The following is a 25,744-nucleotide window of genomic DNA, read 5'->3' as shown; positions in this document are numbered from 1 at the left end:
AAAATTATTTATATTTGCGCATACGATTACGCAAATATTGCACAATTTTAAACACAACATCTTGAAAAGAAAACCGACTATACAGGACATAGCAGCAAAATTGGATATCACTCCATCTACTGTTTCCCGAGCCTTAAATAATCATCCCAGAATAAGCGCTAGCACAAAAAAAGCCGTGCAACGCGTAGCAAACGAAATCAACTATCGCCCCAATTTTGTTGCCAGTGCATTACGAAAAGGAACTACTCAGCTCTTAGGGCTTGTAGTTCCAAGAATAGACCGTGCATTTTTTTCCAGCGTTATTCGTGGAGTTGAAGAAATCGCTCTAGATAAGGGCTATAGTGTTATTGTCGCCCAATCTAATGAAGACATTAATCGTGAACGTGACGTAATCAAAGCTTTTTTAAATGCGCGAGTAGCTGGTATTTTTTGTTCATTAGGCAAAAACACTACCGAATTTGACCACTATCTTGAAGCTCAGAAACAGGGTGTACCTATTGTATTGTTTGACCGAACCACAACGGCAATTGACGCCAGTAAGGCTGTTATTGATGACTATTTGGGCGGATACATGGCAACCGAACATCTGATAAAACAAGGTTGTAAACGAATAGTCCATTTAACAAGTCATCAAGTAAGTAATATTTATAAGGAACGGCAAAGAGGATATCTCGATGCCTTAAATGATAATTCTGTAGAACTAGACGATACGTTAGTGATTCGGTGTGACCTTCAAGTTGAAGACGGCATCAACACTGTTAACAACGTTCTTGCAAATGAATATTATGATGGTGTTTTCAGTGCCTCTGACTACGCTGCACTGGGAATAATGCAAGCCTTAAAAAGTAAAGGTAAATCTATTCCCCAAGATGTATGTGTTGTAGGGTTTTCTAACGAACCGTTTACAGAATTTGTTGAACCAGCCTTAAGTACGGTTGATCAATTCCCCGAAGATATGGGTAGAGCGGCTGCGGATTTATTCTTTAAACAAATAGAATCAGATTTAGATCTTTCCACAACTTATAAAACGATGCTTCAGCCACAACTCATTATCAGAAAAAGCTCGAAAAGGCTCAAATCAAATTGATGGAAAATGAAGACATTTATAACAGATAATTTTTTACTGCAAAACAGTTATGCCCAAAGGTTATTTCACGGCTATGCAGAATCATTACCTATTATCGATTATCACAATCATCTAATTCCAGAAGACCTAGCCAATAACAAACAATTTGCTAATATTACGCAAGTATGGCTCTACGGTGACCACTACAAATGGCGTGCTATGCGAACCTTGGGAGTTGATGAGGCTTACATTACAGGTAGCGCTTCAGATAAAGACAAGTTTGAAAAATGGGCCAATTGTGTGCCTTATACCGTACGCAATCCCCTCTATCACTGGACACATTTAGAATTGTTACGCTATTTTAACATTGGCATCCTATTGGATTCGAACTCATCCAGTGACATCTATGCCCAAGCAAATGATTTACTAGCTTCTGAAGCGTTTTCTGCAATGGGTTTGTTACAGCATATGAATGTAGAATCTCTATGCACAACAGACGACCCAACGGATTCATTAGAAAATCACCATACACTGGCAAAAGCTGATAGTAATATTAAAATTTTACCAACCTTTAGACCTGACAAGGCTTATAATTTGTCCAATATAGAACAGTTTAAGTCTTATATTAAAAAATTGGAATCAGCATGTGGTTTCACTATCGAAGATTACGATAGTTTACTGAATGCCCTATTGAATAGAATAGAATTTTTTCATGAAAATGGTTGTCGCTTGTCTGACCATGGTCTTGAAAGATTAGTCTTCGTTGAAAACAACAATTTTAACGAGGGTGAGATTTTTTCAAAAGCATTAGCCGGAAAACATATAAAACCGCAAGAACAGCAATTCTTCACATTTAAATTACTCGGATTCTTGTGCAGAGCTTATTGCGACCATGGGTGGGTTCAGCAATTTCATTTGGGTGCGCTAAGAGATACAAACCATCGGATGTTAGGCAAGTTAGGTCCAGATACTGGTTTTGACTCTATTGGTGATTTTAGCCAAGCTGAAGGGATGGCTCGTTTTTTTGATCACTTGGAATCCACAAATCAACTCGCTAAAACCATTATTTATAATCTAAATCCTGCGGACAATGCCATTTTTGCCACTATGGCTGGTAATTTTAATGATGGAAGCATCAAAGGTAAGGTACAATTCGGAAGTGCATGGTGGTTCCTAGACCAAAAAGATGGTATGGAGAAACAACTTAACACACTATCTAATTTAGGTTTACTGAGCTGTTTTGTAGGTATGCTTACAGATTCTAGAAGTCTTTTGAGCTTTCCAAGACATGAATACTTTCGCAGAATACTCTGTAATTTGATAGGGGAAGATGTAAAAAATGGTCTTTTGCCTTGGGATGAAAAATGGTTAGGCAAACTAGTAAGCGATATCTGCTATTACAACGCTAAAAATTATTTTGACTTCTAACCAAAAGTATCTCCCTTATGTTAAAAACTGAGCTTCCTGTAAAAATCATTCAATTTGGAAAAGGTAATTTTTTACGAGGTTTTTCTACATGGATGATTGAAATCTTAAATAAGGAAACCGATTTTAACGGTGGTATTGAAATTGTCGAAACCTTTGACACGGCTAAATCCCAACAACTGATTAATCAAGGTTTTAAGTATCATGTTATCGAGAGAGGAATTGACAATGATATTATTATAGACCAAATTACAATAATAAATGCCATAACAGGTCTGACCAATTCAGTCAAATCTTACGATAGCTTTCTAAAACTGGCTTTGGAACCTCAACTGAAATTTATTATTTCGAATACTACTGAGGCTGGTATCGCATTCAAAAGTGAAGATACCGATATTAATCAACCATTAACATTTCCAAGCCGCCTTACAGCTTTGCTATTTTATAGATTTAAACATTCAGTACATCTTGAAGAGTCCATTTTTGTACTTCCTTGTGAATTGATTGATGACAACGCAGATACATTAAAAGGCATTGTTTTTAAATATTGTGAGTTGTGGAATTTACCTCCGGAATTTGTTAAGTGGTTGAACAATACCATAGTTTTTTGTAACACACTTGTTGACCGTATCGTATCAGGTTACCCCAAAACACCTGATGCATTTCGAGAAAGAATCAATTTTCAGGATAAACTCATGGTGGAGTGTGAACCCTATCATTTTTGGGCTATTGAGAACAAAGGCCAAATAAATAAGGTTTTCCCTGTTTGGAAAACAAACCTCAACATTCGATTTGTAAATGATATTAAACCATATAAAGATTTAAAAGTACGTATCTTAAATGGCGCACATACTGCTATGGTAGCTTTAGGCATGCTACAGGGTATAAAAACTGTGGATCAATTTATGTCAGATACTAGGCTCAGAACATTTTTAGAAAACATGCTGACCCACGATATTTTACCAACTTTATCCCACAGCAAGAAGGAATCAAATGATTTTAAAAATAAGGTTTTTGACCGATTTCAAAATCCTTTTATCAAACACCAGCTCAGTGCGATTCAACTCAACTCCATTTCCAAATTTAGGGCAAGATTACTTCCGACACTAAAGAAATATATAGATTTAAACGGAAAACTCCCAAATTATATTACTGAAGTATTGGCACATTTGATATGGCTTTACAGGCAAAGTATTTCCCCTTTGGGATATGAACTTAAAGATGAAACTCAAGTATTGGATATTTTCAAATCAGCGTGGTCAGGTAATGGGCTTGAAAAAGCCGTAAGCCTATTACTTGGAAACGAAGAACTTTGGGGTGAAGACCTTCTTTCAATAGAAGGTTTAAAGAACGAAATAATAGCTAAAATAAAACTATTAAACAGTACAAAGGTTAATTAATGTGCGAATAACCTATAACATTGATTCTAAAATTTTTCTTTGATAAAGCTAATAACCCATTTATTATTAGTAATAGTAAAAGCGAGAAGCTATTTATAGTCAACGTACAATATTAACCAACAAGAAGTGGAACAAAAAACAGGCGATTACAAAAGTTGAAATAAATAGAATCCAATATTTGGGTTTGGTTACCGGAGCGCTCTTGTTCATATTAATCTTACTTTTTTTAAACCAGAAGGACTATCGAAGGAGGGTGTTGTATTCAGTTCAGGTTTTTTAAGTATTCCACAAATGCTACGTATAGGGTTTTGGATGAATATCATTTCCATAATTGTAGCGACCGTAGTGATTTATATTTTACTACCACTAATTTGGGATATTGAGATTAGCATTTTCCTGATGGGTTTAAGTAACATAAGAATTTCAATAATTATAAATAAGCCTCTTAATGCTTACTTGTAGGTTTTTGACAAGTAACTTAGGATAAAGATTCGGATAATTATCAAAAGTATAAATGTTGCATAAAATCGAACTTAATAATGATATTTATTCACTAGAGAATTACTCAAACTATACCTTTAAAATAGAAGAATGACGACCCAAAAAAAGCCCCAGTTTCAAAACTGAAGCTCTGATTCGTACAGGCGGCGAGACTCGAACTCGCACACCTCGCGGCACTAGATCCTAAGTCTAGCGTGTCTACCAATTCCACCACGCCTGCAATTAGTCCCAATTTTTTATTGGGATGCAAATATAAACAATAGTTTCAATATTCAAATAGCAATCCACCAAGAAATATTCGCATTAGTTTTTCTTATTTTTGTTAGAAATCATTTCGTATTATGCAAAACATAAATTCTTATATCAGCGAGCACAAACAACGGTTTTTAGATGAACTTATAGCACTTTTAAAAATGCCATCCATCAGTGCAGATTCTGCCTATAGAACGGATGTCTTAAAAACAGCAGATGCTATTAAAACTAGTCTAGAAGATGCTGGATGTGACCATGTGGAAGTCTGTAAGACAGATGGATATCCTATTGTCTATGGCGAAAAAATAATTGACAAAAATTTGCCAACTGTTCTAGTCTATGGTCATTACGATGTGCAACCACCTGACCCTCTGGATTTATGGAATTCACCCCCTTTTGAACCTGTTATTCAAAACACGGACTTACATCCAGATGGTGCTATTTTTGCCAGAGGAGCCTGTGATGACAAAGGTCAGATGTACATGCATGTTAAAGCTTTAGAGTATATGACAAAGCATAACGAATTACCATGTAATGTAAAGTTTATGATTGAAGGCGAAGAAGAAGTTGGAAGTGAAAACCTGGGTGTTTTTGTAGCTAACAATAGAGAAAAGCTCAAAAACGATGTGATACTTATCTCTGATACAGGAATGATTGCTAAAGATGTACCTTCAATTACTACTGGATTAAGGGGTTTAAGCTATGTGGAAGTTGAAGTTACCGGACCCAATCGCGATTTACATTCTGGTTTGTATGGTGGCGCTGTCGCCAATCCAATTAATGTTTTGACGAAAATGATAGCTTCGCTACATGATGAAAATAATCATATTACCATTCCAGGATTTTATGACAAGGTAGAAAACCTCTCTGATGCTGAACGTGCCGAAATGGCCAAAGCTCCTTTTTCACTCGAGGCCTATAAAAGCGCATTGGCTATTGATGCTGTTTATGGTGAAAAGGGGTATACGACTAATGAGCGTAACTCCATTCGTCCTACATTGGATGTTAATGGAATTTGGGGAGGCTATATTGGTGAAGGTGCAAAAACAGTCATTGCCAGTAAAGCATTCGCAAAGATTTCGATGCGTTTGGTACCACATCAAGACTGGGAAGAAATCACGGAGCTATTCAAAACGCATTTTGAAAGTATTGCCCCTAAAGGTGTAAAAGTAAAAGTAACACCACATCATGGTGGACAGGGCTATGTAACACCGATTGACAGTATTGGTTATCAAGCAGCCTCTAAAGCCTACGAACAGACCTTTGGCAAAACTCCCATTCCTCAACGTAGTGGAGGTAGTATTCCTATTGTAGCACTTTTTGAAAAAGAGTTAAAAAGTAAAACCATTTTAATGGGCTTTGGTTTAGATAGTGACGCCATCCACTCACCAAATGAGCATTTTGGCATTTGGAATTACTTAAAAGGGATCGAAACCATTCCTTGGTTCTATAAGTATTTCACTGAATTATACTCATAGTTGTTGCTATCACAGACATACAGTTCTAATTGGAGTTTAGGACGAAAGCTTGTTTTTAGGTTTATTAGTTTTTATGTCTGCACTTACATCTTTCTGATGTTTTTCAATTCGTTTTTGGAAACGCCATTTCGTTGGTTTGGAAAGCAATTTTTAGGCATTAACTACTCGTATGAAATTAACGGCTACGGCAGTGGAGATTATACCTACTCTTATATTACATTTTTTGTTGGAATCGTATTAGCGCTTTGGGGTTTTACTTTCTGGACACTATTAGACAGAAAACGTCAAAGCTATAATAAATTCCAATACTGGTTATTTGTGATTATTAGAGTTTTTTTAATCTTTTTTATGTTGACTTATGGTTTTGTAAAAGTGTTTCAAATTCAGTTTCAGCCACTTCCATTAGTTAAATTATTACAACCCATCGGAAAACTTTCCCCTATGGGATTGGCATGGACATATATGGGCTATTCTAAAGGTTTTGGAATGTTTGCTGGTTTCATGGAGATCCTTGGTGGTTTATTATTAATACCTAAACGAACCGTAACCTTAGGAGCATTTGTTATTATTGGTGTTATGACACAAGTCGCCATGATGAATTTAATGTTCGATATTCCCGTGAAGTTATTTTCAATGCATTTGGTGCTTTTGGCTTTGATATTATTTCTATCAGATTCAACAAGATTTATGTCGGTATTTATCCAAGATAAGCAAATAAAGTTTCAAAAAAGCTTCCATCCTATTAAAGATGAGCAGTACCATAAGACAATTTTTTGGATAAAGACCATTGGGCTATTATTGATTTTGGTTTTAGCTGGTATTTTTGGTTACAACGCAGAACAACGCTTTAAAGCTTTTACCGATGAACCTCCAAAGCTATATGGGATTTGGGAAGTAAGTACGTTCATCAAAAACTCGGATACCATTCCTCCCTTGTTAACAGAAGATTCGCGTTGGCGTTATTTAGTTATAGAGCGTAAGGGCATAGCTGATGTTAAAGCTATGAATGCTAACTTAGAACGTTATAAATTTGAAGTTGATAGCGTAGAGAATACTATAAATATGTATATATCCACTAAGGAAAAAGATAGTTTAAACCTACAGTATCATCATCCTAATGCTCACTACCTAAAATTATTTGGACGCCTGGAAAATGACAGTATCGAAGTGCATTTATTTAAAAAAGACCTTAACGATTTTCCATTAAAAACAAGAGGGTTTAGATGGATAAACGAGCGCCCTTACAATCGATAGTTACAATTTTTTTTAATCTACATTTGTAGAATACAAAATTTAATTCTACATTTGTAGAGTTAATTCTAATATTGTAGAATATGAACCTTTCAAAAACCGAAGAACAATTAATGCAATACCTCTGGAAACTCGAAAAAGCTTTCATGAAAGAGCTTTTAGATTCTTACCCTGAGCCTAGACCTGCAACGACAACAATCGCCACTTTATTAAAACGAATGATTGGCAAAGGATTTGTAGCCTATAAGACCTATGGTAAGTCTAGGGAGTATTATCCTCTAGTTAAAAAAGAAGATTACTTTTCTAAACACGTTAATGGTTTAATTAAAACATTCTTTAATGACAGTGCCTCACAGTTTGCATCTTTCTTTACAAGAAAAACGGATTTAACAAAAGAAGAACTTGAGGAGCTTAAGTCTATTATAGACAAAGAAATCAAAAATAAGTAAACATGGAAATGTACCTATTTAAATTTTCAGCATGCCTAGCTGTGTTTTGTTTAGTCTATTTGTTTTTACTTGAAAAGCAAAACATGCATAGGTTCAAGAGGTATTATCTTCTCGGAACCGTGGTTATGTCATTAATTATTCCGCTTTTAACAATCACCTATTATGTAGAACCCGTTGTCAGTGATTTTGAAGATTTTTCTTCATTAATTCCTCCTATTGGATCTTCTTATGTAGAAACAGCAATAGCAGAAGAACCTTCCATAGATTTAGAAACTATCTTATGGTCCATTTACACCATTGGCGTCATTATATTTTTTGGACGATTTGTGATTAATATTATAAATCTTACGCATATAATTGCAAAAAGCGAAAAGATATCAGAACATCCCTTTATCTATGTTCTACTTCATTCTTACCGCATACCACACTCATTTTTTAAGTATATCTTTTTAAACAAACAACGTTTCGAAAACAAGGGCATCCCTAATGAAGTTTTACTACACGAACAAACACATGCAAAGCAACTACACAGTATGGATATTTTGCTCCTCGAGTTGCTTCAAATTGTCTTTTGGTTTCATCCATTGATTTATGTGCTAAAACATCATGTTAAACTTAACCATGAATTTTTGGCTGACGCTGCAGTTCTAAATCAAGGTACAGATCCCAAGAACTATCAAAACATACTTTTACAATTTTCATCGAGCACTCAAAATCAACAACTAGCGAGTGCCATCAATTATTCATCATTCAAAAAACGATTTACAGTTATGAAAACACAAACATCAAAAACCAAAATGTGGTTGAGCACAATGCTGCTGCTTCCCATTGTTGCTATTCTCTTTTACAGTTTTGCCGAACGCAAGGAAGTGATAAAAAGCGTAGAAGATCTTGAAACTAATCTTTTTCTAGTTACTGTTGAAAAAAACAATAATACCATAGAACTAAGGTGCGAAACCGGATGTAAATGGAGCCATATTACTTTAGAGCCAAAAGCTACACCTTACATCATAAATGATTACGGATTTTCTAACGGATCGACTATTGATTCCGATAAGTTTGCCTTTTCAATTAAACCCACTGAAGTAGGTGTAGAACTCAATGGCCTTAATGGCACAGCATGGGTTGATTTAGCATTTTCTTTAAGAAAAAACAAAAGGCAAGCCATAAACCAGTTAGGTATGACGAGCATACCTCCCTCTCCACTAAAAAAAGAGAGAAAAGCTAAGGTACTAAACATGAAAGCCACAAATAATACGCTTTTTATCGGCAATAAAAAATCAAGTTTAAGCACCTATGTAGAAGATTTAAACGACATTACATCAAATTGGACCTCTGAAGATTTTGAAATCACTTATCTAGATTTAGAAACCCAAAACTGCTCTGAAGAGTTTTTAAGTTCCTTAAACGAATTACATAAAAAAACCGATCATTTTTTAATTACTGTACTAGGCACAAAAAACGATGTGGTAAAGGCTTATAATAAAAAATACGAAGTCTATAAAAAACTTCAAGATACTCCACCTCACTTTATCAATAAAACTGAAAATGAACAGAAGAAAATGGAAGCCTTATTTTCTGATTTAGGCGGTATGTATTTTAGGATGTCTAAAGCCAATAAAGCTAAAGTAAAACGACCAATATCTCCTGTAAGACCTTATACAAAGATTACCCTAAACGGAAAAACATACTATAAGAAGTATGAAGATTTAACTGAAGAGGAAAAAGCAACCCTTCCACCGCCCCCACCTCCAATAAAAAAGTCTAAAGGTGGGCCTAATTTTGGGAACCCTCAAGAAACATATAATCCTTCATTTTTAGAGTACATCATAGAAATGGAACAACTCGGTGCTTCATTTTATCTAGATGACAACAAGATTACACCAGAAAAAGCAAGAAGCATTGCCAAAAACAATAAAGGTAAGCGAACAGATATGTTGACCCAAAAAGATGCTAATGGTAAATATATAGTAAAGCTCTCTAATTCAACTTTAAATAAAACAGAGTATGCAATCATAAATAACATTCCTTTAAATGATGTGGGCTTAGAACTTTCAAAATCACAATTAAGAGAACTTAAAGTTACCCTTAAACGATATGATGTAAGTGGGTTCAAAATTATGTTCCCTGATAATAACCCAATTAAAGTTAAGGGCAAAGTATTAACTGAAAGCATAAAATCCAGAGTCGATGATTTAATAGGAAATCAAATTGTAACCATATTTGACATAGAAAATAGTGGAAATCTAGATATCCCTCCTGTGTTAATTCTAATAAACGATATACAGGAGAGCGCTACCAAGCAACAAATTACCGAATATAACACTTGGGCAAGAAAAATTAATACAGCTGTGAGGAAAGCTGAAGAAAATGATGATGTAAATGCCTATCCTATAGTTAAACAAAAAGAAGTTGAACATTACATGCACATCTATAAAAATCTAATGACAGATGAGCAACGTAAAAATGCTGAGGCTTGGCCAAAATTTCCACCAGCACCGCCAAAACCACCTAAACCACCTAAAGACCAAAAGTCTAGAATAAAAGAGATGATGTCCGTAAAACGTCCTGAGCCGCCTAAGCCGGTAAAAGCCTTAAGAACTGAGGAAAAAAAGCAATTGAAAAAACAAACCAAGGCCCTTATGAAAGAGCGTTCTGAAAAGCTCAAAAAACTAAAAAAGGAAACTAAAAACACTAACGTTAAATCATCAAACACGCCAGATGATTATACAATTAGAAAACTCATTTTAAAAGTTAGTAAAAGACAAACAAAACCACTGAGCTATCGCCTGAATGGGAAGAAAAGTAGTGCAGAAGAGATTGAGAATTATATATTGAAATATCCAGAATCAGATGTTCGCTTTGACACCGGAAATACAAATAGCACCTTAACCTTTTCAAATAAAAAAGGAGCTAAAATGAGCTATAATGATTTGCAAAAAATTTATAATGCAATCTTTAAAAACTACGAGCAAGAAACCGAAAAAATTATTGCACGACCTGTGAAATCTCAAAAAAGTAAAGGTGGCCCAAACCCTATATCTTATGATGAAACCGCACTTAATGACTTTGAATTGAAAAAAACATATCTAAAAAAATATGCCGAATATGAAGCAATGCGCCACACCAAACCTCATTTTGTAAAGAAGTCCAAGGAGCAAAAAAAGAAAATGAGTGATTTGTGGGTAGAACTCAGACAGATGTATTTCTTTTCCTTATCAAAGGATGAAAAGAAAAATCTGAAATTACCTATTACGCCTTTTGCTCCTTATGTTAAAATTCTTAAAGATGGTAAGTCCTACTACAAGGTTAATAAGCATTTAACAGAAGAAGAATTAAAAGTCTCATCAATATTTAACAAAAGGGAAACTGACTTTTTTCCTGGTCTAGATTTACTCGATAAGAATGATCCGATTGTCATTCCCATAGGCACTTATAAACTAGAAAAAGAGTCTGTAAAAAATGAAGATGGTCGACGTAAAGTGTTCATATCAATTTCTGAAGATGGGACATATAAAATCAGTAAGGATGGCAGTCTAAAAAACTTCAATCTAGTTTCTTTAAATACCTTAGAATCCCTAGTTGCGAAATTATCAGAGCTAGAAAAAACAAATACTTTTGTTTTTTCTGATACCAAGGATTTTAAGAAGTTTAGATCCAAGCCATCAAAATCGCCAGAGTATCAAGATGACATTGAAGTGATACTTATTAAGGATGATATTAGATTTAATACCATGGAAATAAACGGTAAATTTAGAGAGCACCCAATATATCAGCTTGTATTAAACAATGACACTTCTGAAATTCTAAGGAGTCACGTAGCCAAACTTGGTGAATTATTCAAAAAATATGGGATTTCTAATCTAACTTTATAAAGATTTACAGATTTTAAAGCCTAAGCCTCATTTCGTGAGGCTTTTTTCATTGCTTTATGTAACAAAACCATAGTTTTTGCGTTCTAATATACTATCAATCAAAACCTCTGCTTATGTTAAAGCAATTCTTTATTTTATGTTCTGGATCCGATACCGATATCTTAAACGACTGTTCTATTGGTGAACAAAATAAATACGCTGGTATTGGAGCAACCGTATTTTTTACAGCATTAATGGCTACTATAGCCTCTAGTTATGCGCTTTATACTGTTTTTGACAATCTATATACGTCTATTTTCTTTGGAATCATTTGGGGCTTGCTTATTTTTAATCTAGATCGCTATATTGTCTCAACCATAAAGAAACGTGACAATGTTTTAGATGAAATTCTTCAGGCTACCCCTAGAATTTTCCTAGCTGTTATTATAGCTATTGTTATTTCTAAGCCTTTAGAGCTTAAAATTTTCGAAAAGGAAATAAATCAAGTCCTTCTAGAACAGAAGAACGATTTAACGCTGGCCAATCAAAATCAAATTGCAGAACAGTTTAATCCTAAAATCGCGGAATTAGAAAATCAGATATTAGGATTACAAGCTCAAATTGACACCAAAGAAACAGAGGTGAATGCACTTTACGATACTTATATCACAGAAGCCGAAGGGACTTCTGGCACCATGAAATTAGGTAAAGGGCCTGTTTACAAAGAAAAGCGCGAAAAACATGATGCAGCATTAGCCGAATTGCAACAATTGAAGCAAGATAATAAGGCTAAGATTTCGGCAATAGAAAACGAAATCATTACCCTACAAGGGGATTATAAAGCTAATGTCGCCGAATCCCAACCCGTTATTGATAACTTTGACGGTTTAATGGCGCGTGTAAATGCTTTGGGTGAATTACCTTGGTTACCTTCATTCTTTATATTCTTACTGTTTTTAGCTATTGAAACCTCGCCAATCATCGCTAAACTATTATCGCCTAAAGGGGAATATGATTACAAGCTACAGGATCAGGAAACCGTGGTTCAGAGTTGGACGATGCAACAGGTTGCTGAACGTAAGCTTCTTGTACAAACTGATAACGCTATTAACAATAAGGTTTATACCGAAATTGCCGATGAAGAAGAAGTAATGAATTACAAACGTAAAAAGGCAAGAGAGTTAATGCAGCATCAAGCTGATGCCTTCTTAAAGAAGCAGAAAGGCGTACTTTAACCTTTAGTTTATTACTTTTAAGCTTGAATCTAAATTTGAGCTTATGAAATATTTAATTTTACTTTTTATCGTCTTAAGCAGTACAAGCTGTATTTCCGTAAAAGCAGATATAACTACTGATACAGAAACTCATATTACCAAAGACAATCTAGCAGAAGCTAGAATAAGATTGGTTATGGAAAAGCAAGAAATTGCCTGGAACAATCATGATTTAGAAGGATTTATGGAAGGCTATTGGAAAAGTGAAGATCTAAAGTTTTACGGTTCAAATGGATTAACCCTTGGTTGGAAGAATACACTCAAGAGATATAAAAAAGCCTATCCGACTAAAGCCGAAAGTGGCGTGTTGAATTTTGTTATCAATGACATTTCAAGAATTGAAGGAGACAATTATTGGGTGATGGGAGAGTATCACTTGAAACGTGATATCGGTGATGCGGATGGGGTCTTTACCATTATTTTCAAAAAAATCAATGGCGAATGGAAGATTATTGCAGATATGTCTTGCTAATTTATAGCACAAAAAAGTGTTTCCGAGAGTATTAATCTGTCAAGAAAAACACTAGTCGGAAACACTATGTTTAAAATCTTTATCTTTTGACTAAGCAGCGACTGTTGAACTATCTTGACTCTTAAAATGATCGTATAACTCTTTACAGCCAAGACCAACAATTGATAATTTTTTGGATTTTATAATGGATTCATTGTGCAATCGTGCTAGAGCCATAACTCCAGCTCTATCTATACTTTCAACACTTTCAATATCTAATAGCACATCGTCTAGTTTCTCAAAAATGTTGGCAAAATGTGCGTTGAATGTCTTTAGGCTTAGTTTATTTAAAGTTCCTTTGATTTGAAATCGGTTGTTGTAACTAGTGATTTGTAAATCCATAATACATAATGTTAAATCATTAATACTAAATTTGGGCTATTAATCTGTAAATTTGGTGCTATTAATTTTAGAGGGATAGCTTAAATATCCGACATTAAAACCTGGTATTTATTAGAAATTCGACAAATGGCAAATTTGACAAGTTTATTTGAAATGGATTGTTTTTTTTTTCGATAAACAACACATTTTTAAATAGATAATATGTAAGAAAAGTCTTTTAGAATTTACTGTGTTTTTAGTTTCCCCAAATGCTTTTCAAAGTCTATTGCTAGTCAAAATTTTTTGCATAGGTGTTTTTGTGCAAATAATAAACCCTATTAATTTAAGAAGCTATTTTCCTTGATTTCGGATCCTTAGCATCAATATATACTTCTAGAAACTTTGCGTTTTGAGAATTGAAAACAACTGATTCACAATTTGCAGGAACTAAGATAGTTTCTCCCTTTGCTACAAACTCACTACTGTCATCAATCATTACTTTAGCTATCCCTTCAACACACATAAATATCTTAAATGAATCCATGGTGTGATAAGTTCTTTTATTTAATCCTCTAACATTAAAGATATTGGTTGTAAAAAAATCGCAATCCACTAAATTACTGATTGTGTTATCCTTCAGATTGTATCTACACTTACCATTAGATTCAAATACTTTAGTAGCGCTCTGGGCCAAGTCAGTATGCAACTCTCGTTTCTGACCTTTATTATCCACTCTATCCCAATCATAAACGCGATATGTGATATCACTTGTTTGTTGAATCTCAGCAGCCAAAACACCTGCACCTATGGCATGGATTTTTCCTGCCGGTATAAAATAACTATCACCTTGTTTTACCTTCTCTTTATTGAAGACTTTATCAATATTAGTGGCATTGATATGCTTCAAAACTTCGGTATCTGTCTGTGTACTTTTTAATCCTAATACTATTTCAGCGTCCTTTTCACTATCCATGATATACCACATCTCTGTTTTACCAAATGAGTTATGCTGTGCTTTTGCCATTTTATCGTCCGGATGAACCTGAACCGATAAATTTGTTTTTGCATCTAAAAATTTAATGAGCAACGGGAAGCTTTCACCAAAAGCTGAAATTATCTTATTCCCAAGAAATTCTCCTTTAAAGCTTTTGATTAAATCGTTTAAAGATTTGCCTTTGTAAAGACCATTAGACACCACAGAAATATTTCCTTCTACACCTGATATTTCCCAACTTTCACCTACGTTTTTAGATGTTGTTTTTTTATTCAAAACTTTAGACAGTTTTTCTCCACCCCAAATCTTCTCTTTTAATATTGGTATGAATTTTATTGGATATGCTTTCATAATCTAATTTTTAAAGTATTGATTGCTGTATATTACTTTTAATAGAATCCTGAGATTTAAAATAATCAAGGACCGAAAAAACACTTTTAAATAAGGTTGATTTTATATGTTGCTTGCGTTTGTTTTCTTTGTCAAATGCAATGATTTCATCTTTTTCCACATACAAAGCATTTAGAATATCATTGATGTTATAGTTGTGTTCTATTAAACTATGGGTGTCTATAAAACCTATATGCTTTAGATCAAAATCGTTAAACATATATCTGGCACCAGCTCGTTTTGCCGACTCTCGATTCACCTTCTTTTTTATCTGTACCACAGCGACTTTGTCCTCGCAAACCTCCTTGATATCCAATAATTTCTCGAGTGTTTCATCCTTACTTTCATTATCAACAAAGCACATCTTAATATGATTTGTCGACTTAATATTCTCGATAAAAGCTCGATTATTTATCTCAGTTGCATTGTTATGAAATATGATAATTACGCCAATATTCATTTTTAAATTCATTACTATTTAAACTATTTCTAGTTCATGATTAACTTCATAATTAGACACATCTTTTTTACTTCTATATACCCAAGCTATTTGAGCTAATTGCATTACAATTTTTACAGAATCTTTCATTGATAGTTTAGAGCCATCTGCATGTATCCAACGTTTAAGCGGTTGCTCACATAGCATAGCTTTTGCTTTTTTAAGACCAAAATGAATCGTCATTCTCTTAAAAATCTCTACATCAAAAATCCATTGGGTGACAAATTTCTTTTTGAATGCAATATCGATTACATCCTTACGGAAAATCTTAGCACCACATTGTGTGTCTTTAAAATCCATGGAAAGAATTTTTCTTATGATAAAGTTTATGGTTAAGCTAATTATTTTTCTCGCGGATTCTTTGGTGATATTTGCTCCCATTCTTGCAATACGAGATCCGCTCACAATTTTAAAATCAGAGTTTTCAATAGTCTTAACTAAGTCATCAAAATCAGCTAAATCCGTAGATAAATCTGCATCCAAAAAGCCTATATAATCCAAATCATCCCTTTGGGCTATATGTAGCATCCCAAGTCTTACAGCTTCTGCTTTACCACCATTCTTCTCACAATCGTAAACTGTAATAAAATCTTCTCTTCCCTTCTGTAAATTCTGCAAAACCTCTAAAGTATTATCCTTACTCCCATCATTTACAAAACATAGATGATAACCTGAGTTTTCGTCTACAAAACTTAAAAACTCATCACTTAATAAACGTTCTTCTTCATTGTAACAAGGGATAACTACACCAACACATCGCTGCTGAATCATGACATTGTTTTCTACTCTCACTACTGTACTTAACACTGGAGCACCTATTAATCGTTTTACTCTGGCACAAATCTCATTAAGGCTCAAAGGTTTTTTCATATAATCGTTAACACCTAAATCGAAAGCCTTAGTGATATTATCATCGAGCGTGTTTCCAGATAAAATCATTATTGGTGTATCTGATGCCTTAGTAATTCTAATATGAGTGATGACATCGAAACCTGATACATTTGGCATATTAATATCTACTATAACTAAATCTGGATTAAAAGCATTAAAAGCCTCTAAACCTTTTTGCGCATCCGTTTCAATCTTAACATCGTATCCCAAATCTGTTAAACGTTTCTGTAAAGGAAGCAATACTAATTGTTGGTCATCTATGGCTAAAACTTTCATAATAATTGATTTTTGTGATTATTTACAGTCCAAAAGTAATTGAGAAGACATCCCAATTTTTTTAATTTAGATAAGCAGGGCTGTAAGTGTAGACGAATGGTAGATTACTGTAGTTGATTAAAATCAGTATCAGCATTTAAATTATATATATTTACAGTATTGAATACATTCTCAATTATTTAAATGAAAAATGCCTCAAATAAATATTTAATTGCCGCACTTTTAATTGGCATAGCTTTTCATGGGACTTCTATTTTTTTCACTTTAGAAACCACCTATGACGCACTTATTCATTTATTTTTTGCCGATCATTATGCCAATAGTTGGTTTGAGCCTTGGAACTATAAATGGTACACGGGATTTACCGTTATGAGTTACCCACCATTAGTACATCAATCTATTGCTGCCCTTTCTTTTATAGGAGGACTAAAATTTGGTTTATTTAGTGTTGCGCTCATAGGAACTGTTCTGTTCATTACTGGTATTTATCGATTTTCGTTACTGCTATCCTCAAACAGAACCGTAGCGGGATACGCAGCCATATTGGCGGTGTTTTCGTCTTCGTTTGTTGAGACCCTACATATATTCGGACAACTTCCAAGTATCATTGGTATATCTGTACTAATGCACGCTCTACCAGAAATCTATCTCTGGTTAAAAACCGGGAAATGGCGTTATTTGGCGACATCCCTTTCTTTAATCGCGGTCACTGTAACCTCTCATCATGTTACACCAATTTTTGGAATGGTATTCTTTATTTTCCCATTAATAGGAATGATAATTATGGATAATGCCAGTGAACCTATAAAATCTATTAAGGCAGTTACCATAAAACTTTTTATCAATAGCTTTTTTAGGCTATTTAAACGCATTGTCGGATTTGGATTGCTCTCACTAATCATCATTGTAGTTTGCATACTACCCTACTGGATAAATTCTAAAAACAATCCTATTACACAGGTGCCCATACCTCACGGTTCGAGAGATAATTTCTTAGAAGTAAGCTCATCAGGACTTGTATTCTTTTTAATTCCTTGGGGCATTTTATTGATTCTACTACCCTATATTTTTTACAGATTTTATAGTAGACGCTATCTGTTTTTCGGCTTATCCATAACTTTATTATTTGTACTTGGAACCGGTGGCACTACACCGATTCCCAAGCTGGTATTAGGCGAGACTGCTTTTAATATATTAACCTTAGATCGTTTTACCCTTTGGGCCTCAATCATGTCTTTGCCTTTATTTGGTGAGTTTACATACCGATTTGTAAAAGGTGATTTAAAGACCTTAATACAATCTAGGCTTGGTGCTGTTTACCATCGCATTGCTGGTGGTATTTTAGCGAGTCTGTTTCTTTTTATGACTATTTTTACGATGAGTCTTGGCTATTTTAAACCTTCACAGCCACAGAAAATAAAAATGTTGCCCATTGTTAACTTCCTTAATCAAGATCAACACGATCAATGGCGTTATATGACTTTAGGTTTTGGTGATCAGATGGCATGGCTATCCGCACAAACCAATGCCATGTCTGTAGATGGTAATTACCATTCAGCAAGACGATTACCTGAGTTAACAACTAGACCCATAGAGCGTTTGGAAAACTCAAAATTTAAAGGTGTTGAAGGTATCGGTTCCTTACAGCAATTCTTAACAACACCAGAGAAATACAATCTGAAATATATTTTTTCTAATGATAAATTCTATGATCCTATTTTATATTTCTGTGGTTGGCAGCGACTAAGGCAGCTTGAAAATGGCATCATGGTCTGGGAAAAGCTAAATGTACCTCCGTTATCATCCATATTACCAAAAGATGATGTGGCTACCTGGCAAAAATTATTGTGGGGAACTATGTCTTTTCTCACGGTTTTAATTGCTTTCTTACTTAATGTACAATCATTCTTAATTCGCAGTTTAAAAACAAAAATTAAACCGCTACCTGTTTACTTTAATTTTCGGAATGATTATTCTAAATTTTCAAAAAGTCTTCTAAAATTCACACATATGTGGGCTATCATCTTAGCGCTTATTGTGTGTTTTGGGATTTATCAATTCTATATTAAAAATGAATCGCATCATTCACCAGAAAATGCCATTTTAGCCTACTATGACGCCTTAGATTTTAAAGAATTTGAGAAAGCACACAGCTTAATCAACCCCGAAAGTGAAATGACTATTGCACAATACATGCTAGAAGTATCAGTCACTGATGGCTTATTAAGTTCGTATGCAAAACTAGATGCTATAACTACAGAAATTATAAGTCAATCGGACAATCTCGCTAGTGTAAAAGTGAATACGTATTGGATTACACCTTTAGAAAAAATACACAAGACCTACTACAGGTCACTCACTCAGGTCAATGGAAAATGGTATTTAGAACCAGAAGATATTACTACCGATTTACCACCAGACCAACTTTATGCGAGCAATAAAACCAATTACTTTAATCAAGGGCGACGACGAATCACAACCGAACAAACTTATCATGAAGATGTTTTAAAACAACCTGTTTTAGAAATACTAACGGCAAAGCTCGTTAAGTTTAATAATAGCTATGCCATTGTTGGTGAAGTTCAAAATATAGATAATGTTCCTGCAGATGTGGTTTTAAAAGGCACTTTATATAATGATGATGATAAAGCACTAGCCACCTATAATGCAAAATACCACATAAAGCATAAGTTGATGCCTAAAGAGGTGAGTGCATTCAGAATTAATTTTGAAGGTATCGCTTGGTCCAAAACGAAAGATTCCATTCCAAAAACTTTTAATCCTGATGAGTTTACACCTATTGAGTTTCAAGAACAGCCCACTAAATTTAATCTCCAAGCCGCAGGCAATGTTTCTGGTTCGGATTTATATAAGAACACAACACTATCCATTGCTAAAATAGACAGTAATCATATCTCTGGCTCACTATTTAATAGTGGCACTGAAGAAGTGACGATTCCACAATTATTAGTGTCTTATTACAATGAAAACAAAGACTTGATATGGGTGGATCATATGTTTGTAAAAGATGGTATTCGCCAGCAGCGAAAACAATCGTTTCAATACCCAATCTTAAAAAATAATAGTATCAAAATTATTAGTGAGGATATGCGTAATTGTTATGTCAATGGCTTACCCAATGAACCGATTTCTAATAAGATTGTATCCAATCGGATTGTTCATCATTCTAATGAAACGCTACAAACCATCAGTCATCCTAACTATAAATTCATAAAACTAGACGTCAACACCTATATTGGCAATCCTAACTAATGTCATTAAAATCGTTACACATATCACTGATTACTCTAGCTCTTCTTGTTATTGGCCTTATTACTAAACAAGATAATTCTAATCATAATTATACCTTAATCACAACATCAAAAGTCTATACAGCTGGAGATGACATTACCTTAGAATTTACTTTTGAAGGTAATCCTGATGTATTTATGTATTGCTCTAACAGTTATGGCCCCCTGATTTTAAAACCCGAAATCAATAATTCATTAAAGTTTGAAATCCCAAACATTTTATCCAATAAGTCAGGTATTTTGAACTGGGAATTGCATTTCGGTTCTAAACGAAACTCAGGGCAAATCGAGATACTGCCAAAAGACAAAATTAATTCTATTGAGACTTACATTGGTCCTCCTAGTATCGAAGCTGGAGGTACAGACTATTCGATGCTAGTTACCGTACCCACAGATGATTTAGACAATCCCCTTATTGACAGTACTAAAGTCGCTATAAAACGTCAGTTTTTAGAGATTCGAGAACTTGATGATATATACATCAAAAATGGCATTGGCTATAAGTGTTTATACTCTGATGATAAAAGTGGTCGTATGCTCATTAGTACAGAATGTTTAGGTCTTAACTCTAAAGAGTTTGATGTGAATATCGTGCCTGCTATACCAACCCATTTTACAATCTCAGCAAATCGTATTCACAGCTATGCCGATGGTAACCAGATGACTACCTTTAAGACTTCCATCATAAAAGACCGTTTTAATAATGTAGTGAGCGATGGTACTTTCGTTACGTTTTTCGTCACTAACAAAGCTGGTTTAAAAGCCAAGACTTCTGGAACAACAATGGGCGGAATAGCTACAGCAAAACTATTACATCCAGACCATGAAGACCAATGGACGGTTAAAGCCTATGTAAAAGGGATGGCCAATAGTGAGGTCATCACTTTAAATTATGAGCAGGTCATTACTGATTTTGAAGTATCTTTTTCTGAAGACCATAGATTAATAACTGTCGGTCCATTACAGAGTTTTATGAATCAATATGTTCCTAATGGACTCGATGTGACATTAAAGATTTACAAAGATGGCGCTATTGAACATCAGATGATTGAACAAAGTATTGATGGCTTCGCTAATTTCAAATTAAACAAAGATCGTTATCCAAGAGGTCGGTATAAGCTGGAGATTGAAGCTGCTGGCATCGTAAAATCTTTCGCAGACATCAATTATGAGTAGTTACAACAAAAACATATTGCGAGGTATTATTCTATTAAGCTATGTGCTTATCATTGCCTTAGTGATTTATGGAGTTGCTGCTATTTTTTCTTACCTCAACACTGGCGCTGACCGTAGTACGATGCCCCATACAGAGGTTAAACAAGCTGACCAGTACTTACCAGAACTTACTTGGTCTCCTTTAGCCAATGAAGGGCGTTCTATGGATAAGGAAAACCTCAAAGCTATAGAAGATGATTATCTAGATGCCTGGTATGTAAGGTACGTCGCCTATATGACTAACTCTATGGGAGGTGTGGATGATTTTTATACTGAAAGTGTTCGAAAACATATTCGCAACATTGTTTCTATGAATTCAGATAACAATACGTTTATAGAAGCCACCACATTAGCACATCATCCTACCCTAGAGTTTTTTAGTGAAGACGGACAGCTTGCTGTGCTAACAGACCATGATGTCATTGAATACAAAAGAATTTTTAATGATAAAAAACTGATTGCAGAAATCTATGAAAAATCCACCTATAGAGTCACCTTACTCTTAGAAGACGGATTTTGGCGTATACGACATTTAGTGCGTATGGAGAGTGCGCCTTATTCCGCAGAACAAGAAATCAATCCGATAACAGTTTCCGATATAAAGGGTATCAATTATTACCCGCAAGCTACCCCTTGGGACATGTATGGGAATCATTTTAACGAGGCTATCATTAACACCGATTTTGAAATCATAAAAAACGCTGGTTTAAATAGTGTTCGGATTTTTGTGCCTTACGAAGACTTTGGAAAATCAAATGTTTCAAAAGATAAGTTAGAAAAATTAGTTCGAGTTTTGGATATAGCCGAAACACAGCATCTTAAAGTTTTGATCACACTTTTTGACTTCTATGGGGATTATTCTGTACGCGATTGGACCTTAACACAGCGTCATGCCAAATCTATTGTTAATGCTTTAAAATCGCATAATGCCTTATTGGGTTGGGACATCAAAAACGAACCCAATTTAGATTTTAAAAGTCGTGGCGAAGACTTAGTCATAGCTTGGTTAGACAATATGGTTGATTTCGTAAGGTCTCAAGATCCAAATCATGCTATAACTATTGGATGGTCTAACGTGAAAAGTGCAGCATTACTTGAAGACCAATTGGATTTTGTATCTTTTCATTACTACGACCAAGAAGATCAACTCCCAGAAAAATATCAAGCGCTAAAAGCTAACATTAAAAACAAGTCTATCGTGATTACCGAATATGGCATGTCTTCTTATAGTGGTTTTTGGAAGCCTTTTGGAAATTCTGAAGATGACCAAGCAGATTACCATCAATCCATGCAGACTATATTTTCAGACAATAACATTCAGTTTATGTCGTGGACCCTTTACGATTTTGTAGAAATACCAAAGGAAGTCGTGGGACGACTTCCTTGGCGCCAAAATGCCCAAAAGCATTTTGGATTTATAGACGAAAGTAGGGCTAAAAAACCTTCTTTTAAGTATATCTCAACTAAAGAATAGCTTCCTGCGTTTTATTATCAATTAAAGGGTTAACAACGCGCTTTCGATCTATAATTTGTTTAAACGTTTCTATATACATTTCAGCTATCTGAGACATCGGGTGTGCCGTAGCCGCTTTATAATTCGCTTTTGCAATAGTTAAGCGATGTGCTTCATTGGTTACTAAATTTTCTATAGCTAATGCCAAGCTTTCAACATTAGTAGGCTCAAAGAATTCTCCTCTGTAACCTTCATCTTGCACTAATAGAGCTAAATCGCCTAAGTCTGGCATCACTACAGCTTTGCCATAACTCCCTGCCTGATGTAATACACCTGAACTTCCTGTTGTAGACGTGTAAGGAAAAACAACCACAGCACTTTCATTAAATATGACTGGTACGTCTTCTTCCTCAACATAACCCGTGAATCGAACTTGAGGCACATGCTTGTACTGTGCTTTAACACCTTCTAAGTAACCTGGCACATTAGGATTGTCGGTTCCAGCAATCACCACTTCTAAATCCAAACCTGTTGACTTGCGTACCATCTCAACAGCCTCAATCATTCCTTCTACTTTTTTATAGGTTCCAAACTTTCCGAAGGTCATAATTTGCAATGGCCCTTTTGGTAAATTGTAGTCAGGTTCTTGTGGTATTTCAAAAGTCCCATGAGGAATTAACTTCACGTTTTTAGCACCGTATTTGGCTTCTAAAATAGCAACGTATTTCTGCATGGTTACCGCTACGGTGTCTGCCCGTAAAATCAACTTTGTTAATGTTGCACCAATAAAGCCATAAATCTTTTGCATGAATTTATTAGAGGTAAAACCAGCGCTTCCTAAATCAACTTCTTCTAAAATATTGTGTAATAGCACGACATTAGGAATCTTCTTTAATCGGCATACCAATGGTAACATTAAACCCAGAGCTGCAGCGACTTTCTTATCTCCAAACTTCATAAACTGAAGGTTGAATAATACGGAGTCTGGCTTCGTTTGGTTAATCGCTCTTGTTACTGAAATGATGTTCTTATAGCTATTAAAGCTCCAGCATTCCTTTACAGTAATCTTACAGCCTGCTTTTGTAAATTCTAAATCTTTTTCTCCTTCGGTTTTATCCGTCAGCAAGATCAATTCTGTGACCTCTTGTTTTTGTCTAAACTGCTTTACTAAATGGTAGGCATATTCGTTTAAAGTGACTTTACTCGGTGGATATGCTGTTACAATTGCTAATTTCATGATTGTATATTTTTATTGTTTACTCTACAAATTTGGGGTTTTAATGCTATAAAATCAGGGGACTTTAGATGGGCTGCTTTTTAGTGTCGGCGAATGGTATTTTACTTTAGATTAAGCTTTTTTTGAATCAAGTATTGCCCTTTAAAAAACACTAGTTGAATCCCTAATAATAAGGCCATAGCTACAATTTGCATGTGCACCACTTGCGCTAAACTATCGTGAAAAAATACGACTAAAGCGACCTGTAACATACCAAAAATGCCTGAAATGATGACTGGTATATATTGGTCTAAGGACAAATAGTAATACGCAAATATATTTGAGATGGCAAACATGGACGTTGCTATAGCATACTTCCATAACAAAGGCGCCATGCTTATGTAGGCCTCTCCAAATAATAGTTTTATAATTAATTCTGGACAAGCTAAACACACTAATATGATAACCGAAGCAATTGCCGAGATATAACCAACATATTTAAACAATACGGATGCAGTGTCCTTACCTTCTTTTTGCAATTCCACAACTGCTGGCAATAGTAACATCACAAACATCCATGCTATAAAGTATACGATACGTCCTATTAATGCCAAAGAAGCGTAAAGACCAGCTTCATAGGATTCAAAATAATGCTTTACCAATAAGATGTCACTGTTGTTTATAATAATCTGTGTCAACTCGTAAAAAGCTGTGAGCAAAAAGAAATGCTTAATTTGTTTGCTATAGGTTTTCTCTAAAGGTAATACCGTTTTAAAGCTAAGTTGCTTTGCCTTAAATGGAAACAATCCAAAGCCAAAGGATATTAAAATTCCTAAAGCAATCACCCAAGACGACTTAATATCGAATAGTAGAATGATCCCTAGGGTGATGAGCAAACGGCTTAACATTTCACCTTGATATGTTATAGACAAGGATTTATAGGCCTTTTTACCTTGATAGCTACCACGATTAACGCTCATTAAAAAATACAGTGGTACGCCACAGCCGAATATGACAAACATATTGGATGACGACGTATGAAACACCGCTTGTAACTGTGAGGCAAAGCCAACGATCAATACTCCTAAAAAGATTCCGACAATTAAAGCCTGTTTGTATACTCTAGCAATAAAATTTTTGAAGGTGTCTTCCTCAAAAAGTACTGAAAATTTTGCCGTAACCAACTGAAAAGTCATGGCGATAAACGACAACACTAATAAAAAGGTGATGAGCACTGCAGCATCTGCAAACTGCGCTGGACCTAGTACACGTCCTAATATAAGATTGTACAGGTAATTACCACCATTAACGGTCAACACACTCAACATAAACAATTGTTCTGGTGTTAATTTTCTCGATTTTAAAAGGGCTAAGGCTTGCATGGTATTTCTGTTTTTAAAGCAATTGGTTATGCGGCTAATCTAAATTCATCATAAATCTCTTTGCAACCATCACCAACAATAAAGAATGCTGTATGTGTTTGTTTTGCATACTCATATAATTCGCGTAGAGCTAACAAACCGTTCACATCGATATAAGCGATTTGTTGGATATCGATCGTTGCTTCACCACATGTCCTTAATAAAGTTTCACAGTGGGATTTAAGGTTTTTTACTGTAGTAGTATTGATGGTTCCTTCTACTAATAATATTCCGTTGTTCTCTGTAATTGTAAGTGCCATAATTTTATTGTTTTTTAATTATTATTCGTTCAATTC

General features: G+C 34.8%; 19 protein-coding genes and 1 tRNA gene. 12 read left to right on the top strand and 8 right to left on the bottom strand.

What is annotated here, in order from left to right; all coding sequences use genetic code 11:
• The first annotated feature begins 61 nt into the window (after positions 1-61).
• The 3 genes from Q0992_RS04675 to Q0992_RS04665 are packed head-to-tail and all read left to right on the top strand — an operon-like array spanning position 62 to position 3,891.
• Entirely contained in the window at positions 62-1,087 is a 1,026-nt protein-coding gene (locus Q0992_RS04675; protein ID WP_299521139.1) for a LacI family DNA-binding transcriptional regulator, read from the top strand.
• A gap of 6 nt (positions 1,088-1,093) precedes the next feature.
• A complete protein-coding gene (uxaC, locus tag Q0992_RS04670) occupies positions 1,094-2,494 on the top strand; it encodes a glucuronate isomerase (RefSeq protein ID WP_299521137.1) in 1,401 nt (466 codons plus the stop codon).
• A gap of 17 nt (positions 2,495-2,511) precedes the next feature.
• Positions 2,512-3,891, top strand: coding sequence for a tagaturonate reductase (locus Q0992_RS04665; protein ID WP_299521135.1), 1,380 nt, complete (start codon positions 2,512-2,514; stop codon positions 3,889-3,891).
• Between the two features lie 639 nt (positions 3,892-4,530).
• On the opposite strand, the gene Q0992_RS04660 is transcribed toward Q0992_RS04665, so the two are convergent.
• Positions 4,531-4,612, bottom strand: a tRNA-Leu gene (locus Q0992_RS04660).
• Positions 4,613-4,733: 121 nt separating this feature from the next.
• Between Q0992_RS04660 and Q0992_RS04655 the strand changes: the two genes are divergently transcribed.
• The 6 genes from Q0992_RS04655 to Q0992_RS04630 all read left to right on the top strand — a co-directional run bounded on the left by Q0992_RS04655 (position 4,734) and on the right by Q0992_RS04630 (position 13,422).
• Positions 4,734-6,122 carry a dipeptidase gene (locus Q0992_RS04655; RefSeq protein WP_299521133.1) on the top strand — a complete coding sequence of 463 codons (1,389 nt, stop codon included), beginning with the start codon at positions 4,734-4,736 and terminating at the stop codon, positions 6,120-6,122.
• A 114-nt stretch (positions 6,123-6,236) separates the two neighbouring features.
• Positions 6,237-7,376: a DoxX family protein gene (locus Q0992_RS04650; RefSeq protein ID WP_299521131.1), complete on the top strand. Its 1,140-nt coding sequence runs from the start codon at positions 6,237-6,239 to the stop codon at positions 7,374-7,376.
• Positions 7,377-7,456: 80 nt separating this feature from the next.
• Positions 7,457-7,822 carry a BlaI/MecI/CopY family transcriptional regulator gene (locus Q0992_RS04645; RefSeq protein WP_299521129.1) on the top strand — a complete coding sequence of 122 codons (366 nt, stop codon included), beginning with the start codon at positions 7,457-7,459 and terminating at the stop codon, positions 7,820-7,822.
• Between the two features lie 83 nt (positions 7,823-7,905).
• Positions 7,906-11,697, top strand: coding sequence for a M56 family metallopeptidase (locus Q0992_RS04640; RefSeq protein WP_299521127.1), 3,792 nt, complete (start codon positions 7,906-7,908; stop codon positions 11,695-11,697).
• A gap of 113 nt (positions 11,698-11,810) precedes the next feature.
• Positions 11,811-12,911, top strand: coding sequence for a DUF4407 domain-containing protein (locus Q0992_RS04635; RefSeq protein ID WP_299521125.1), 1,101 nt, complete (start codon positions 11,811-11,813; stop codon positions 12,909-12,911).
• A 43-nt stretch (positions 12,912-12,954) separates the two neighbouring features.
• Entirely contained in the window at positions 12,955-13,422 is a 468-nt protein-coding gene (locus tag Q0992_RS04630; RefSeq protein WP_299521123.1) for a nuclear transport factor 2 family protein, read from the top strand.
• Positions 13,423-13,512: 90 nt separating this feature from the next.
• On the opposite strand, the gene Q0992_RS04625 is transcribed toward Q0992_RS04630, so the two are convergent.
• The 4 genes from Q0992_RS04625 to Q0992_RS04610 all read right to left on the bottom strand — a co-directional run bounded on the left by Q0992_RS04625 (position 13,513) and on the right by Q0992_RS04610 (position 16,832).
• Positions 13,513-13,803 carry a hypothetical protein gene (locus tag Q0992_RS04625; RefSeq protein WP_299521121.1) on the bottom strand — a complete coding sequence of 97 codons (291 nt, stop codon included), beginning with the start codon at positions 13,801-13,803 and terminating at the stop codon, positions 13,513-13,515.
• A gap of 322 nt (positions 13,804-14,125) precedes the next feature.
• Positions 14,126-15,127 carry a type I phosphomannose isomerase catalytic subunit gene (locus Q0992_RS04620; RefSeq protein ID WP_299521119.1) on the bottom strand — a complete coding sequence of 334 codons (1,002 nt, stop codon included), beginning with the start codon at positions 15,125-15,127 and terminating at the stop codon, positions 14,126-14,128.
• Between the two features lie 10 nt (positions 15,128-15,137).
• Positions 15,138-15,638 (bottom strand): glycosyltransferase, encoded by a 501-nt coding sequence (locus Q0992_RS04615; RefSeq protein WP_299521117.1) that lies wholly within the window; start codon positions 15,636-15,638, stop codon positions 15,138-15,140.
• A gap of 6 nt (positions 15,639-15,644) precedes the next feature.
• Positions 15,645-16,832 carry a response regulator gene (locus tag Q0992_RS04610; RefSeq protein WP_299521115.1) on the bottom strand — a complete coding sequence of 396 codons (1,188 nt, stop codon included), beginning with the start codon at positions 16,830-16,832 and terminating at the stop codon, positions 15,645-15,647.
• A gap of 183 nt (positions 16,833-17,015) precedes the next feature.
• Between Q0992_RS04610 and Q0992_RS04605 the strand changes: the two genes are divergently transcribed.
• Genes Q0992_RS04605 through Q0992_RS04595 form a run of 3 tightly spaced genes read left to right on the top strand, consistent with a single transcriptional unit; the run spans position 17,016 to position 22,832 of the window.
• Positions 17,016-20,105, top strand: a complete 3,090-nt coding sequence (locus tag Q0992_RS04605) for a hypothetical protein (protein WP_299521113.1) — start codon at positions 17,016-17,018, stop codon at positions 20,103-20,105.
• A complete protein-coding gene (locus Q0992_RS04600) occupies positions 20,105-21,319 on the top strand; it encodes a hypothetical protein (protein WP_299521111.1) in 1,215 nt (404 codons plus the stop codon). The genes Q0992_RS04605 and Q0992_RS04600 overlap by 1 nt, the downstream gene beginning before the upstream one ends.
• Positions 21,312-22,832, top strand: coding sequence for a glycoside hydrolase family 2 TIM barrel-domain containing protein (locus Q0992_RS04595; protein WP_299521109.1), 1,521 nt, complete (start codon positions 21,312-21,314; stop codon positions 22,830-22,832). The genes Q0992_RS04600 and Q0992_RS04595 overlap by 8 nt, the downstream gene beginning before the upstream one ends.
• Here the strand turns inward: Q0992_RS04595 and Q0992_RS04590 are convergent.
• The 3 genes from Q0992_RS04590 to Q0992_RS04580 all read right to left on the bottom strand — a co-directional run bounded on the left by Q0992_RS04590 (position 22,822) and on the right by Q0992_RS04580 (position 25,708).
• Positions 22,822-24,048 (bottom strand): glycosyltransferase, encoded by a 1,227-nt coding sequence (locus Q0992_RS04590; protein ID WP_299521107.1) that lies wholly within the window; start codon positions 24,046-24,048, stop codon positions 22,822-22,824. The genes Q0992_RS04595 and Q0992_RS04590 overlap by 11 nt on opposite strands.
• Positions 24,049-24,149: 101 nt before the next feature.
• On the bottom strand, positions 24,150-25,409 hold the full coding sequence (locus Q0992_RS04585; protein WP_299521105.1) for an oligosaccharide flippase family protein: 1,260 nt from the start codon (positions 25,407-25,409) through the stop codon (positions 24,150-24,152).
• A 26-nt stretch (positions 25,410-25,435) separates the two neighbouring features.
• Positions 25,436-25,708, bottom strand: a complete 273-nt coding sequence (locus tag Q0992_RS04580) for an STAS domain-containing protein (protein ID WP_299521103.1) — start codon at positions 25,706-25,708, stop codon at positions 25,436-25,438.
• Positions 25,709-25,744 lie beyond the last annotated feature (36 nt).

This window comes from Winogradskyella sp. (genome assembly GCF_028289625.1).
GTDB lineage: Bacteria > Bacteroidota > Bacteroidia > Flavobacteriales > Flavobacteriaceae > Winogradskyella.
The sequence above is the reverse complement of the archived record's forward strand: the minus strand, read 5'-3'. Positions and strand labels throughout refer to the sequence as shown.